Origin of the sequence: Thermobifida fusca YX, from assembly GCF_000012405.1 — a bacterium.
In the GTDB taxonomy this organism is placed as follows: Bacteria; Actinomycetota; Actinomycetes; order Streptosporangiales; family Streptosporangiaceae; genus Thermobifida; species Thermobifida fusca.
The window spans coordinates 1040878-1054492 of record NC_007333.1; the positions used below are offsets into that span (position 1 = coordinate 1040878).

Annotated in this window: 13 protein-coding genes; 5 read left to right on the forward strand and 8 right to left on the reverse strand. The window is 69.9% G+C overall.

Going from position 1 to position 13615, the window contains the following annotated elements:
- Positions 1-74: 74 nt before the first annotated feature.
- From TFU_RS04400 to TFU_RS04425, 6 genes are all read right to left on the reverse strand, one after another.
- Positions 75-980 (reverse strand): cutinase/poly(ethylene terephthalate) hydrolase, encoded by a 906-nt coding sequence (locus tag TFU_RS04400; protein ID WP_016188393.1) that lies wholly within the window; start codon positions 978-980, stop codon positions 75-77.
- Positions 981-1539: 559 nt separating this feature from the next.
- Positions 1540-2445: a cutinase/poly(ethylene terephthalate) hydrolase gene (locus TFU_RS04405; RefSeq protein ID WP_011291330.1), complete on the reverse strand. Its 906-nt coding sequence runs from the start codon at positions 2443-2445 to the stop codon at positions 1540-1542.
- Between the two features lie 503 nt (positions 2446-2948).
- Positions 2949-4469, reverse strand: a complete 1521-nt coding sequence (locus TFU_RS04410; RefSeq protein ID WP_011291331.1) for a hypothetical protein — start codon at positions 4467-4469, stop codon at positions 2949-2951.
- An 87-nt stretch (positions 4470-4556) separates the two neighbouring features.
- Positions 4557-5732 carry a zinc-dependent alcohol dehydrogenase gene (locus TFU_RS04415; protein ID WP_011291332.1) on the reverse strand — a complete coding sequence of 392 codons (1176 nt, stop codon included), beginning with the start codon at positions 5730-5732 and terminating at the stop codon, positions 4557-4559.
- 163 nt (positions 5733-5895) lie between these two features.
- Positions 5896-6804, reverse strand: a complete 909-nt coding sequence (locus tag TFU_RS04420) for a manganese catalase family protein (RefSeq protein WP_011291333.1) — start codon at positions 6802-6804, stop codon at positions 5896-5898.
- 234 nt (positions 6805-7038) lie between these two features.
- On the reverse strand, positions 7039-7878 hold the full coding sequence (locus TFU_RS04425; protein WP_016188396.1) for a SigB/SigF/SigG family RNA polymerase sigma factor: 840 nt from the start codon (positions 7876-7878) through the stop codon (positions 7039-7041).
- A 335-nt stretch (positions 7879-8213) separates the two neighbouring features.
- Between TFU_RS04425 and TFU_RS04430 the strand changes: the two genes are divergently transcribed.
- From TFU_RS04430 to TFU_RS04440, 3 genes are all read left to right on the forward strand, one after another.
- The gene (locus TFU_RS04430; protein WP_011291335.1) at positions 8214-9281 is read left to right on the forward strand and encodes an SDR family NAD(P)-dependent oxidoreductase; all 1068 of its coding nucleotides are present in this window, start codon (positions 8214-8216) and stop codon (positions 9279-9281) included.
- A gap of 127 nt (positions 9282-9408) precedes the next feature.
- Positions 9409-10227 carry a nucleotidyltransferase gene (locus tag TFU_RS04435; RefSeq protein ID WP_011291336.1) on the forward strand — a complete coding sequence of 273 codons (819 nt, stop codon included), beginning with the start codon at positions 9409-9411 and terminating at the stop codon, positions 10225-10227.
- Positions 10224-10958, forward strand: coding sequence for a metallophosphoesterase family protein (locus TFU_RS04440; protein ID WP_011291337.1), 735 nt, complete (start codon positions 10224-10226; stop codon positions 10956-10958). Before TFU_RS04435 ends, TFU_RS04440 begins: the two co-directional genes overlap by 4 nt.
- A 55-nt stretch (positions 10959-11013) precedes the next feature.
- Here TFU_RS04440 and TFU_RS04445 read toward each other — a convergent pair whose 3' ends face one another.
- Positions 11014-11391 carry a DUF3140 domain-containing protein gene (locus tag TFU_RS04445; RefSeq protein WP_011291338.1) on the reverse strand — a complete coding sequence of 126 codons (378 nt, stop codon included), beginning with the start codon at positions 11389-11391 and terminating at the stop codon, positions 11014-11016.
- A gap of 163 nt (positions 11392-11554) precedes the next feature.
- On the opposite strand from TFU_RS04445, the gene TFU_RS04450 reads away from it, so the two are divergent.
- A complete protein-coding gene (locus tag TFU_RS04450) occupies positions 11555-12001 on the forward strand; it encodes a DUF6789 family protein (RefSeq protein ID WP_016188397.1) in 447 nt (148 codons plus the stop codon).
- Between the two features lie 75 nt (positions 12002-12076).
- The gene (locus TFU_RS04455; RefSeq protein ID WP_011291340.1) at positions 12077-12481 is read left to right on the forward strand and encodes a ChaB family protein; all 405 of its coding nucleotides are present in this window, start codon (positions 12077-12079) and stop codon (positions 12479-12481) included.
- 45 nt (positions 12482-12526) lie between these two features.
- Here TFU_RS04455 and TFU_RS04460 read toward each other — a convergent pair whose 3' ends face one another.
- Positions 12527-13531 (reverse strand): glycosyltransferase family 9 protein, encoded by a 1005-nt coding sequence (locus tag TFU_RS04460; protein WP_011291341.1) that lies wholly within the window; start codon positions 13529-13531, stop codon positions 12527-12529.
- Positions 13532-13615 lie beyond the last annotated feature (84 nt).

Consider the following 13615-nt stretch of genomic DNA (forward strand, 5'->3'; position numbering starts at 1 on the left):
ACGGCCGGTGGCGGCCACTGCAGTGGCCGCCACCGGGAAGGAGATCTTGCTGACTCGCTGCGGGACCCTACCGCCTAGAAGGGGCAGGTGGAGCGGTACTCTTCGACCTCGCCGAAGAGTCCGTCGCGCGGTCCGGGGCAGAGGAACTGGGTGTAGCGGGTGTCGTTGTCGACGAACCGCTTGAGCCAGGCGACGCTGTACTTGCCGATGATCTTGTTGGGGATGTTCGGGGCGAAGTGGGTTGCGCCGTCCAGCTCCAGGTAGGCCTTGCTGATCGAGGTCGGGAGGCTGTTGTAGAAGGGCCGGGCGTGGGTGAGGACCGGAGCGATGGTGTCCAGGTCAGCACCGATGATGAGGGTGGGAACCCGCACACTGCTCCAGTTCTTGTTGAGGTGCCACGGGGTGAGCGGGATGGCGGCCTTCAGGTCGGGACGCTGGGAGGCCAGACGCAGGGTGCCGCCGCCGCCCATGGAGTGGCCCATGACCGCCAGTCGGCTGCTGTCGATCCGGCTGCGCACCGCGGACGAGGCGTCGTTGATCATGTAGTCCAGCGCGGCGTTGAGCTGGCGGGCCCGGCTGTCCGGCTGGTCGAGGGTGGTGTTGGTGTCGATGGTGATGACGACGAAGCCGTGGGAGGCGATGCGCTCGCCCAGCCAGGCGACAGAGGCCTGGGTGCCGGTGTAGCCGGGGGAGATCGCCACGGCACCGTAGGTGTTGTTCTCCCGCGGGTAGTAGATGGTGCCGCCGCCGAAACCGTCAGCACCGAAGCGGGAGGCCCGTTCTTCACTCACGGAGAAGGGGCCGCTGCGGGCTTCGAGCAGGGCGTCGGTCGGGTTGGGGCCGCGCTCGTAGGGGTTGGCGGCATGAGCGGGGGCGGCCAGGCTGACCGCGGTCACAAGCGCTGTGGCAGCCGCGGCGGTGAAGCGCAGTGCCCGGGAGAGCAGGGAAGAGCGCTCCCGGCGGGGGGTAATCACAGCCATTGCACGTCCTCTTCGGTTCTGTGCAGGGCCGGGCCGCGCCGCATGCGGGGGCATGCATGGACGTGGACCCGGACTCCCGCCTCGCCACTGGAGGTGAGCGGCGCCGTTGGCGGTAGGCACGCGGCGCTTGCCTCCCGGACGCGGGGGTGCCATGGGTTCCGGGCCGTTCGCGTGGGGTCCGAACGGTCCAGCCCGCGAGCGCCGCGCCTTTCCGCCGCGGGGGTGGAGAAGGCACGGCGCGTGCGACCGGTAGGCGAAGCCGGTGTGCCCGGCCACGTGCGGTCAACGAGCCGCTCAGCAGGCGGAGGTAAGGAGGTTTGGGGTTTATGCGCTCCTTATCTCGACTGCGTTGCCACTATGGGGCAAGTCACAGTGATCATGCATCCGTAAAACCACCAGTGTTGTACCCGAACTTCGTTCGGTATCGGGGGTGCGATGGGGCAAAAAGGGTGGTTTGTCGCATTTTTCGAATGAAAAGGGGGGACAAAACGGCCGGTGGCGGCCACCGCAGTGACCGCCACCGAAAGAATGGGGAGGAAAGACTCGTCGTGTTCTCTTCCTAGAACGGGCAGGTGGAGCGGTACTCTTCGACCTCGCCGAAGAGTCCGTCGCGCGGTCCGGGGCAGAGGAACTGGGTGTAGCGGGTGTCGTTGTCGACGAACCGCTTGAGCCAGGCGACGCTGTACTTGCCGATGATCTTGTTGGGGATGTTCGGGGCGAAGTGGGTTGCGCCGTCCAGCTCCAGGTAGGCCTTGCTGATGGAGCTCGGCAGGCTGTTGTAGAACGGTTTCGCGTGCGTGGCGACCGGCGCGATCGTGTCGAGGTCGGCCCCGATGATCAGCGTCGGCACGGTGACGCTGCTCCAGTTCTTGTTGAGGTGCCACGGGGTGAGCGGGATGGCGGCCTTCAGGTCGGGACGCTGGGAGGCCAGACGCAGGGTGCCGCCGCCGCCCATGGAGTGGCCCATGACCGCCAGTCGGCTGCTATCGATCCGGCTGCGCACCGTGGAGGACGCCCGGTTGATCATGTGGTTCAGCGCGGCGTTGAGCTGCTCTGCCCGGCTGTCCGGCTGGTCGAGGGTGGTGATGGTGTCGATGGTGATGACGACGAAGCCGTGGGAGGCGATGCGCTCGCCCAGCCAGGCGATGGAAGCCTCAGTGCCGGTGTAGCCGGGGGAGATCGCCACCGCACCGTAGGTGTTGTTCTCCCGCGGGTAGTAGATGGTGCCGCCGCCGAAGCCGCTGGCGCTCAACCGGGAGACGTTCTCCTCGCTGACGGAGAAGGGGCCGCTGCTGGCTTCGAGCAGGGCGTCGGTCGGGTTGGGGCCGCGCTCGTAGGGGTTGGCGGCATGAGCGGGGGCGGCCAGGCTGACCGCGGTCACAAGCGCTGTGGCAGCCGCAGCCGTCACTTGCAGAGCTCGGGAGAGCAGGGAAGAGCGCTCCCGGCGGGGGGTCATCACAGCCATTGCACATCCTCTTCGTGTAAGGGCGAAAGCGGAGGGTCGCCCGTGGACGGAGGGAGGAGCGGCACTGGCCACGGCAGGGGCAGACCGGATGTGCGGGGGATGGTGGGCCGTTCACCGTGGGGACACTGAACGGTCCATGCCCACCGGGGCGCCGTCCCCGAGAGTCCGAAGCCGGGCGTGACCGTCGCAGCGGGGGGCCGATGCGGCAGGCACTGGTGGGCGAGGGTCTGCCTCGTCGTGGTCAGCCATTGCGGTAGGCCGCTCACAACGTTGCGGTAAGGAGATCCGGCGGTAACCGGTTCTGTGTCTTAACCGCAACGTCACTATTCGGCATGGGGGAGCCGGATGGCATCCGTGAAATCACCAGTGTCTCGCCAAACCACAGGTCAAATAGTGTGTTTTGCGAGGAAATGTCCATAAATGTGGGGGTGGGGTGGGACAGAGAAAAAGCCCGGAATCCTGACTCCGGGGCTGAAATAGGTAGCGAGAATACCCGCTCGGACTCATTCCGGAATGGACAGCGGGCTCCACGGCGGGAGGTACACCACCCACGACCACGGGTCGTCGGCGGGACCCACGGGCAGCGCGTCCCAGTCAGCGGCCCACTCGGGCGGACCGTCCTCCTTGGCGAGCAGCCCGAACGGTACGGTCCGGCTCACCGCGAGCAGCTCCTCCAGGGTGTGCGTGGTGTTGTTGCCGGACGCCGCCGCCGAGGCGCACCCCGCGTAGTAGGCGATGGGAATGGCCTCGTCCCCGGTGAGCACGCACGGCGGGCGTAGCCCGGCCGCATGCAGCTCCTCGGCGAGCCGGGCATAGTTCTCCCGGGCCGCCGTGTGGACGGTGACCCAGTGGGTGAGGATCGCCCCCTGGATGAGGAGATGTCCGAGGATCGCCACGGCCAACCCGGCACCCAGCACGGGACGCAGCCGGGGCCGGGTCGCCGTCCACGCATCGTGCAGTCCTGCCGCAGCGGGCAGCATGAGCAGCGCGTACGTGGGCTGGAGGAAACGCGGCGCCGTGTAGGAGACGAGGAACAGGTAGGTGAACGCGAGCGACCCGGCGACCACCACAGGCAGCCACCCCAGAGCGGGACGTCCCGCCCGGTGAGCGCCGACAATCCCGCCCACCACCAGTACGACCAAAGCGATCGGCCAGAGCAGGGCAGGCCAGCGCACCAGGTCCTCGGTGCAGGGGCGGCACAGCAGCGGCCCGTCCAACGCGGTGACCACGTACCCCACAGCCAGGGTCCACCCGGTCCCGCCCTGGATCTCGGAGGCCCGAGCCAGCCGGGAGAGCACGCCCCCGTAGGAGAGCTCCGCTTCCACCAGCCACGGTGCCACACCGGCCAGGCCGCCGCCGGCCACGGCCGCGAGCAGCGGTACCCGCCGCCACGACGGCACGACAAGTCCGGCCAGCCCCAAAGGCGCGGTCAACCAGAACGCGTCACTGGGCCGCATCAGCCCGGCCACCGCCAGCATGGCTGCAAGCCCGGCCAGCGCAGACCGGGACACGGGTTCGCGGACCGCGACCAGGAACCAGCCGACCGCGCCCACCGCGGCCATCGCCGTGAAATGGTTGGGCATCGCCGCGGCCGCGTAGAACAAGCTGACCCACAGGCTCGCATACCCGAAGGCTGCGAGCGGCACCACCCCGCTGCGCGGATACAGCCGCAGCCACGGCCAGAACGCCGCGCCCATGGCCACGGCCGCGGCCGCAGCCAGCCACACCCGAAGCGCCACCACCGAGTCGGTGACGAGCACCACCGGCGCGGCCAGCAGCGACACCCCGCGCGACCGGGGCGCGCTGAAGAACGCGGCGGGATTGCGGGGATCGTACTGGCTGACGTAGACGACCTCGTCCCATCCCAGGCCCAGCCACGGCGGGACCAGGGTGAGGCCCGCGACGGCGAACACCGTGCAGACCGCACCCACAACCCAGCCGGGCGCGGGGAGCACCCCGCCGCGTCCGGCCCGCGCCGGGGCCGGTGATGCGCTGGGAAGCGGGGATTGCAGTGCAGAGGACACGTTCCCTCCTCGGTTCACGAGACACAGGAGCAGGGGGGAACGTGGGCGGGCCCGGCGGTCCGCGGCAGTCGGGCCCCGGGACGCAAGTCACGGGTGGAACAGGGTTTTCACCATCCCGTTGTCCTTGTGCTGGAACGCCGCATAGGCGTACGGCGCTTCCGCGAGGGGGAGCCGGTGGGTGGCGAACGAGTCCACACCCAGCGGGTCGTCGTCGGTGAGCAGCGGCAGGATCTCGTCGACCCACCGCCGGACGTTGGCCTGCCCCATCCGGATCTGGACCTGCTTGTCGAACAGGGTGAGCATGGGCAGCGGGTCCGCGATCCCGCCGTAGACCCCGGACAGGGAGATCGTGCCGCCCCGCCGGACCAGGGTGATGGCCGTGTGCAGCGCGGTGAGCCGGTCCACTCCCGCGGTGGTGATGAGGGCGGCGCCCGCCTTGCTGGGCAGGAGCGCGGTCAGGCGCTGCGCGGTCCGCGTGATCGGTGACCCGTGCGCTTCCATGCCCACGGCGTCGATGACGGCGTCGGGGCCGCGCCCGTCGGTCAGGTCCCGGATCGCGTCGACCGTGTCTTCGTCGAAGTGGAAGGTGGTGACCCCGCGCCGCGCAGCCCGGGACAGCCGTTCGGGGACCACGTCGACGCCGAAGACCTGCCCGGCGCCGAGGTGCTGGGCGACCCGGCAGCACATGTCGCCGATGGGTCCCAGCCCTAGCACGGCGAGGCTGCCGCCTGGCGGGACCGCGGCGTAGCGCACCGCCTGCCACGCGGTGGCCAGCACGTCGGAAAGGTAGACGAACCGGTCGTCCGGCGGGCCTTTTGGGACTTTGATCGGGCCGTAGTCGGCGTGCGGGACACGGAGGTACTCCGCCTGCGCGCCGGGGACCGACCCGTAGAGGCTGCTGTAGCCGAAGAGGCGGCCGCCCATGCCGGTCTCCCTGACCTGTGTCGTCTCGCACTGGGCTTGGAGGCCTTGGACGCACATGAAGCAGTGGCCGCAGGCGATGTTGAACGGGACCACCACCCGGTCGCCGGGCCGGAGGGTGGTGACCGCGTCGCCCACCGCTTCCACCACCCCCATCGGCTCATGGCCGAGGATGTCGCCTTCCCGCATGAACGGCGCCATCACCTCGTACAAGTGCAGGTCGGATCCGCACAGCCCGCTGCTGGTGATGCGGATGATCGCGTCAGTGGGTTCCTCGATGGTCGGGTCGGGGACGGTTTCCACGCGCACGTCGCGCGGCCCCTGCCAGGTGAGCGCTCGCATGCTGGTTCCTCTTCTCCTGGTGATCCGGTCGGCCGTCGCGCATCACCACAGGTGACCGGGAACGGCGCCGCGAACCGTGCGGACGGCCGAACGTGCGGCGGCGGACCTCAGGAGTCCGGGCGGTGCAGCGGCGGAATCTTGAGGTTCCGCCGCTGGGCAGCGCCTAGTCGAAGGCGTCTTTGACTTTGTCGGTGAGGCCTTGCCGCGGCCCCGGGGCACGCTGGGCGCCTTTCTCCGAGCCTTGGCCGGGAGCACCCGCGAACGTCCCGTACAGCGAGTCGCGGGGCGGCGGGACGGAAGCCGGTCCGCCCAGCGGTTCGGGGTCTTCCAGGTAGCGCAGGCGGCGCTGGCCGTCCGGGGCGGTCCGCCGCATCCAGCCGCCTTGCGCGGCAGTGCTGCCAGCGGACAGGCCCCAGATCGTGTCGGCATGCTCCTGGTTTTCTTCGTCGAAGAGCGCGTTGGGGGCGATGGCGCCCTCCAACCCGTCTTCCTTGAGCTCTTCGATCGCGGCCAGCCACAGGTTCTGGTGCACGGTGTCCCGGGCGAGGTTGAATTTGAGCATTTCTTTGACACCCGGGTCGTCAGTCATGGCGTAGAGGCGTGCGGTCTGCACTCTGCCTTGCGCTTCGGCGGCGACGTTGGCGTAGAAGTCGGCGAGCAGGTTGCCGCTGGCCACGATGTACTTGCCGTTCCACGGGGTGCCTGAGGAGTCGGCGAGGGTCGCCCCGCCGCCGGACACGATCGCCTGCTGGACGTCCATGCCGCCGACGACGGCCGCGACCACCGGGTCGCGTACGGCTTCGGCCGTGGTGTCGGACGGGGCGCCTTCCAGGAGCCGCGCCACCATGGTGGCGAGCATTTCCACGTGGCCGATCTCCTCGGTGGCCACGTCCATGATGAGGTCCTTGTACTTGCCTTCGATCCGGCAGTTCCACCCCTGGAAGAGGTACTGCATGGTCACGGTCATCTCGCCGTAGGCCCCGCCGATGAGCTCTTGGAGCTTCTTCGCGAACAGCGGATCGGGTTTTTCGGGTTTGGCTTCGAACTGCAGGCGTTTGTCGTGACGGAACATCCTGCTCCCTTCCCCGGGCGGGCAGCCCTGGTCGCACGACGGTCGGATGGCGACGGCTACCCGTGGGGAGGGCAGGTGAACGTCACCGGGTTGGGATGACGGAAGTTTTCCGTCCCCGCCGCCTGGGGATGACCACCCGCTGGTGGCGGGACCGGGCAGGAGAGCAGCGGCGCGGCACTGGGCGTCCGCGCGGGACCGACGGGCCCCGCGCGTCGGCCTGGGAGCGGGGACAGGTCAGTGGTCCCCGACGAGTTGGCGCCGCAGCGTCGTCAGGATCGCGGCGAGCCGCCGTGAGACGTGCATCTGCGACAGTCCGACGATCTCGGCGATCTGCGCCTGGGTCTTGTCCCCGGCGAAGCGGAGCAGCAGGATACGACGGTCGCGGGGCGACAGGGCGGCCAAGGCGGGGCGCAGCGCCGCATGGTCGACGACACGTTCCAACGCGTCGTCGAGTCCGCCCAGGGTGTCGCCCAGGGTGGCGCCGTCATCGTCGGGCCCGAACGGCACGTCGAGGGAGAGCGTGCTGTAGGCGCGGGCCGCGTCGATGAGCTCCAAGGTCTGCTCCTCGTCCATCTCCAGCAGCTCCGCGAGCTCCCGGACCGTGGGCGAGCGGCCGTGCCGCTGGGTGAACTCTGCGGTGACCCGGTTGAGTTCGGCGCGCTTCTCCTGGTATTTGCGCGGGACCCGGATCGCCCAGGTGCGGTCTCTGAAGTGGCGTTTCACCTCGCCGGTCATCATCGGCAGCGCATAGGAGATGAACTCTTTGCCGTAGGCGGGGTCGAAGTTGCGGATGGCGTTGTACAGCCCCACCATCGCGACCTGGCGCAGGTCTTCTTCGGGCTCGCCGCGGTTGCGGTACTGGCGGGCGATGCGTCGGGCCACGGGAGCGTGCAGCTCGGTGAGTTTGAGGTAGATGCGTTCGCGAGCTTTCGGGTCGTCCCGGACCCGGTCGAGTTCGGCGAGTAGCTCGCGGGTCTCGCGAAGATACGCTTCGTCGGCGTGGCGTGGCGGCCGGCTGTTACGGCTGTGACTGCCGTTGGAGCTGTGGCCGCTGTGGGAAACCGAAACGGACATGGGCAACGTCCCCCGCAGGGTCATGGGTGTGGTCCGCGCACCTCGGATGGGTGTGGTGGCCCTGCTTCCGCCCGGCTCTGTCATGGTGCGGGGCGCCTAGCTGGTGTGCGGTGCCGTCGTTTTCGGCGAAAACGGGCCGAAGTATCGGATGTGATGTAGGTCCCCATTTGGACCCAGATTTCGCCACTCACTGTAAGCAAGAGATCACGAAAAGGGAACAGACGCGGCCGAAACCGGGAAGTTGTTTTGCCCGGGGACAACACAGCAGAGTTTGGGACCGGGGCAACCGGGTGAGTGAGTCCCCGCAGTGGTCACACCAACCATGGGGAGGCGCTATGCGGCAACGTCTGGCACTGCTGGGGCTCGCAGCGGCGGCCACCGGGTACGCGGTCCGGCGGGCCCGCCGCTACCCGCTCCGCGACCGGGTCGCGCTCATCACCGGAGGCTCCCGCGGCCTGGGCCTGCTGCTCGCCCGCGAACTGGGCGTGCGGGGCTGCCGGGTCGCGGTGTGCGCCCGCAACGGTGACGAACTGCGGCGGGCCGTCACCGACCTGCGCGCTTTGGGCATCACCGCCCACGGGATCACCTGCGACCTGCGCGACCGCGACCAGATCCGCGCCATGGTCGCGGAGACTGCCGACTACTTCGACGGGCTCGACATCGTCGTCAACAATGCGGGGATCATCCACAGCGCCCCGTTGGACGCGCTCGGGGAGACCGAGTTCGACGACGCGATGCGGATCATGTTCTGGGCGCCTCTGTGGGTGTTCCAGGAAGCCAGACCGCACCTGAAAGGCGGGGTGCTCGTCAACATCACCTCGGTGGGCGGCAAGATCAGCCCGCCCCACCTGCTGCCCTACGCCTGCGCCAAGTTCGCCCACGTGGGGCTCTCGGAAGGGCTTGACGCGGAACTCGTCCGCGACAACATCCGCGTGCTCACCGTCGTGCCCGGCCTGATGCGCACCGGGTCGACCCGCCGCGCCAACTACGCGGGCAACGCCGCCCTGGAGTACGCCTGGTTCTCCCTGCTCGCGGGCACCCCGCTGGTGTCGATGAGCGCGGCACGGGCAGCGCGCCGGATCGTCGACGCCATCGAGGACGGGCGGCACCATCTCACCCTCACCCCGCTGGCACGGGTCGCGACCGCCGCGCACGGGATCGCCCCCGGTTTCACCCAGGGCGTGCTGCGCACCGTGAACCGGATACTGCCGGGACCGGGCACGGAAGGCCCCACCGTCGGTTTTGAGGCCGCCTCCCGCGCCGACCAGTGGGGGATGCGGTTCCTCACCTGGTTCAACGACCGGGCTGGCCGGGACCTCAACCAGATGCCCGAAGCCGGCCGTGCCCCAGTGCCCAAGCCTCGGACGCGGCGCCGGACGCTGCGGCGCCGCACCCGCCGCTGACCGTCCGCACCGCCCGCCGGACACGGCCTGGGGGAAAGGGCCGCGTTACCGCGGGGATTCCGGGTAGCGGTGGAGACCACGCATCTGGCCTGACCGTTGCGCCCGAACCGCGGGGGAGGGCACGCCGATGGAGCATGAACCGCACGTCAAGGAGCTGCTCACCACGCTCAAACGTGCTGCGAGCGCGCTCAAAGCCCACGAGGTGCCGTTCGCGCTCAGCGGAGGGTTTGCGGCGTTCGCGCGGGGAGCGCCCCCGTCCCGCAAGGACGTGGACTTCGTGGTGCTGCCCGAAGACGCCGAACGGGCCCTCCGCGTGCTGATCGGGATCGGGTTCACCCCCGCCGACGCTCCCGAGGACTGGCTGCTCAAAGCCTACGACGGGGAGGTCGAAGTGGACCTCCTCCACACCCCGGCCAACGTGCCGATCACCCCCGCCACGCTGGCCCGCGCCACCCCGCTGGAAGTCGACTCGGTCCGGATGCCCGTCATGGACGCCACGGACCTGGTCCTGCTGCGGATGCGTGCGTTCGGGGAGCACGAATGCGATTTCTCCGGCCCGCTGCTCATCGCCCGCGCATTGCGCGAACAAGTGGACTGGGACCGGGTGCGCGCCGAAGTGGGGGACTCCCCGTACGCGGCTGCGTTCCTGGGCCTGCTCACCCGGCTCGGAGTGATCAGCGGCGGGGAGCAGGAGGGGCGCGTCCCGCCGCAATACCTGGCTGGCCGCCTCCAGCGGACCCTGGCGGAAGACCCGCGTACCGCGGAGCAGGAGATCCGGGTACGCGTGGTGGGAGACGACGTCTACCTGAGCGGACAGGTGTCCTGTCCCCGGCGCCGCGGCAGGGTGCTTGACGTGGCGCGGGAGCAGTTGCCGGGCTACCGCATCCACGACGAACTGTCCGTGGTCCGCTTCGACGGCCCCATCCGAGAGGAGCGACTGACATGATCACTGTCGCTGCCGTGGGCGACGTGCACATGGACCAGGAGATGCGGGGACGCTACCGGCCGCGGCTCGGTGGGCTGGCGGGCGACGCCGACGTGCTGCTCCTGGCCGGCGACTTGACCAAGCACGGCACGGTCGAGGAGGCGCAGGTGGTCGCCGACGAGTTCCGCGACCTGCCCGTGCCCGTGGTCGCGGTGCTCGGCAACCACGACTACCACTCCGATGCCCACGAGGAGATCGCCGCCTTGCTGCGGGCCGTGGGGATCACCGTGGTCGAAGGGGAGGGCACGGTCGTGGCCTGCCCGGGGGGACGACTCGGCGTGGCCGGGGTGAAAGGCTTCGCTTTAGGGTTTCCAGGCCAGTGCGCGTCCGAGTTCGGCGAACCGGAGATGAAGTGTTTCGCCAGGAGCTCGCGGGAAGCCGCCGAACGGCTCGGGGCAGCGCTGGCGTCGCTGGACGCGGACACTGTGGTCGCCCTCACCCACTATGCGCCGGTCCGGGACACGCTGGCGGGGGAGCCCGTGGAGATCTTCCCGTTCCTCGGCAGCTACCTGCTGGCGGAGGCGATTGATGCGGCGGGGGCGGCTCTCGCGGTGCACGGGCACGCCCACCGGGGCACCGAGGTGGGGATGACCGCGGGCGGGGTGCCGGTGCGCAACGTGGCTTTGCCGGTCCTCGGCCGCCCCTACGGGGTGTACCGACTCGACGAGCGCACGACACAGCCCACCCGCTGAGGGGCGCGGCTGCGCCCGGACACGGACGGCGGAGCCCTGCAGGGCGTCTGCGCCGCTAGCCGCTGAGCTCCGGGTCTTCCCCCGGCCGGGGCGAAGTGGGTTTCAACGGGTCGTGGCCCAAGGTCATCAGGGCGTGCCGCCACTCGTCGTCGTCCGGTCGGGGATTCTGCAGCAGCAACGACACCTCGTCCACCACGGTCTGCATGGTGTCCACGTCTTCATCAGTCAGGTCGGTGCGCCGCTTGGTCAGCACGTGGATGATTTTCCGGCCCTCCTCGTCGATGTTCAGCGAGGGGTGGGAGGTGAAGCCTTCCGGGTTCGACGCCTCGGTCAGCAGCCAGGAACGCAGTTCGTTGCCGTTCATGTTGACGAGTTCGTGGAACCGCGTCCACAGCCGGTCGAGAGCGTCCTCGCTGAGACGGTGCTGCGCCATATGTGCCTCCCCGTGACTGCTGCGGATCCGGACATCTCTTGCCGGTTTCGCTACCGAACCTGGTCCGCGGCAAACCCGCTGGCCCGGCAACGTTTGCCGACCGGTGTGCGCGGTACCCGCGAGGACAACCGTGGAATGGCACTGGGCGAGGGAGGAAGGAACCGTGGGCATCGTCCGCGCGGCAGCACAGGGGGCAGTGGCGGGGTTCGCGGCAACCGGGGCGATGAGCGGGCTCCTGGCCGCGGCCTACCGGCGGGGCAAGGATCCGCTGCTCCCCCCGAAACTGGTGACCCGGCGGCTGCTGCCGGGCGGGCGGGAGCGCACTCCGCGCCCGGGGGAGAACGCGGTAACCGTGCTCGCCCACGCCGGGTTCGGGGTGGCGGCGGGCGCCGTCTTCGGCGCCGCGACAGGGGAACGGTCCCCCGGCCTGGTCGCGGGGGCATGCTACGGGCTGCTGGTGTGGCTGCTCAGCTACGAGGGGTGGGTGCCGCGGCTCACCGTGCAGCCGCCCGCGCACCGCGACAACCCGAAACGCGCGGTCACCATGGTCGTGGCGCACCTGGTGTACGGGGCCGCGCTCGCCGCGGCGCTCCGCCGGATGCGCAGGTGATGTTTAGCTGCGAGGGCAGCGGTCAGGCGTGGGGGATAGGGAGGTAGCGCCGAGACGGCAGAGGAGTGACAGCCGATGCCCGCGAAAGATGAGTTGCCGAGCACGCTGCAGCGCTCGTCGGAGAAGGCGCAGCGCACCTGGATCAAAGCCCACGATTCAGCGGTGGAGACCTACGGGGAGGGGGAGCGTGCCCACCGTGTCGCGTACGCGGCGTTGAAGCACTCGTTCGAAAAGGTGGGGGACCACTGGGAGCCGAAGGAAGCCCAGGGGCCGTCGGATCCGCAGGCCGCCAACCCCCGTGCGGGCCGCGGCGCAGACGTGGACACCGCGGAAGGGGTGGACGTCACCGCTTCCAAGAAGCACTTGTACGAGCGCGCCCGCGACTTGGGGATTCCCGGCCGGTCCACGATGACGAAGGAGGAGCTGGTGGCGGCATTGCAGCGGGAGAACCGGGCCCGTACCCGCCAGGCCCGGCAGTGACCTGGACCGCGCCCGCGGGCCAGAGGGCTTGGCCGCGGGGGCCGGTCACCGGGGGAGGGAGGCGAGGAGGTCTGTACACGCTTCGAGTACTTCGTCGGTGGTGATGGCGGCAAGACCCGGGTCGACGCGGGTGGCGCGCGGGTCCCCAGTGGTGCCCGACCACAGGCAGCGGTGCCGTTCCCGGTCGATCCGCGGCCCCCAGGTCGCGGGTGAGGACGGGCCGAACAGGGTCACCGACGGGGTGCCGTAGGCGGTCGCCAGGTGCGCGACCCCGGTGTCCCCGCTGACCACGAGCCGGGCGTGCGCGATGAGGGAGGCGAGCTGGGACAGCCCGGTCCGGCCGGCGAGGTCGTCCTGCGGGGACAGGCCTGCCACGCGGGCAATGCGTTCCGCGAGGCGCTGTTCTGCCGGGGAGCCGGTGACCACCACCCGCATCCCTTGGTCGCGCAGGTGGCGGGCGATCTCCGCGAACCGCAGCTCCGGCCAGCGGCGGGCAGCGAAGGCCGCCCCCGGGTGGATGACCACGGTCGAAGAGGTGTCCTTCTCTTCCGGGGGTACAGGCCACCGCAGGTCTTCGGGGTCGGCGGTGATGCCGTAGTAGGCCAGCAGCCGGCACCACCGGTCGACTTCGTGCAGGTCGACGGTCCATGCCGGGCCGGGCACGATCGCGTCGTCGGGGTCGTAGTGGGCCCACAGCAGCCGCGGGTGGAGCGCGGCAAGGGCACGAGTGCTCTGCGGGCCGCGCCCGTGCAGGTTGACGGCGATGTCGGGTGGGCTGAGCCCGGACCACGGCGGGGTGACGGGACCGGTGACCGTGACGGTCTCCCACGGAAGCCCGGCGAGGGCGAGCAGTTCCGCGGTGGACTCGGGGCCCGCGAGGATAGGCCGGTGCTGGGAGAAGGTGCGGCTCAGCGCGCGCAAGGCGGGGACCGCGGTCACGAAGTCGCCGAGTCCGCGGGCGCGCAGGACGAGCAGGATCGGCCGCTCCCGTTCCCCAGGGGCCAGCGGGGGAAGGGGAAAGGCCGGCACGAAACCGTACTGTTCTTTCATAACCCACACCTACCAGAAAACGACCAGGACAAACGTTGACCCGGGGACGCGGATACCTGGGGTGAGCTTGGTGGGAAACAGGAC

Bases quoted from the DNA above. Each gene is read 5' to 3' on its own strand.
- TFU_RS04400 (WP_016188393.1), bottom strand. From the start codon at position 980: ATGGCTGTGATTACCCCCCGCCGGGAGCGCTCTTCCCTGCTCTCCCGG.
- TFU_RS04405 (WP_011291330.1), bottom strand. From the start codon at position 2,445: ATGGCTGTGATGACCCCCCGCCGGGAGCGCTCTTCCCTGCTCTCCCGA.
- TFU_RS04415 (WP_011291332.1), bottom strand. From the start codon at position 5,732: ATGCGAGCGCTCACCTGGCAGGGGCCGCGCGACGTGCGCGTGGAAACC.
- TFU_RS04420 (WP_011291333.1), bottom strand. From the start codon at position 6,804: ATGTTCCGTCACGACAAACGCCTGCAGTTCGAAGCCAAACCCGAAAAA.
- TFU_RS04425 (WP_016188396.1), bottom strand. From the start codon at position 7,878: ATGTCCGTTTCGGTTTCCCACAGCGGCCACAGCTCCAACGGCAGTCAC.
- TFU_RS04430 (WP_011291335.1), top strand. From the start codon at position 8,214: ATGCGGCAACGTCTGGCACTGCTGGGGCTCGCAGCGGCGGCCACCGGG.
- TFU_RS04435 (WP_011291336.1), top strand. From the start codon at position 9,409: ATGGAGCATGAACCGCACGTCAAGGAGCTGCTCACCACGCTCAAACGT.
- TFU_RS04440 (WP_011291337.1), top strand. From the start codon at position 10,224: ATGATCACTGTCGCTGCCGTGGGCGACGTGCACATGGACCAGGAGATG.
- TFU_RS04445 (WP_011291338.1), bottom strand. From the start codon at position 11,391: ATGGCGCAGCACCGTCTCAGCGAGGACGCTCTCGACCGGCTGTGGACG.
- TFU_RS04455 (WP_011291340.1), top strand. From the start codon at position 12,077: ATGCCCGCGAAAGATGAGTTGCCGAGCACGCTGCAGCGCTCGTCGGAG.
- TFU_RS04460 (WP_011291341.1), bottom strand. From the start codon at position 13,531: ATGAAAGAACAGTACGGTTTCGTGCCGGCCTTTCCCCTTCCCCCGCTG.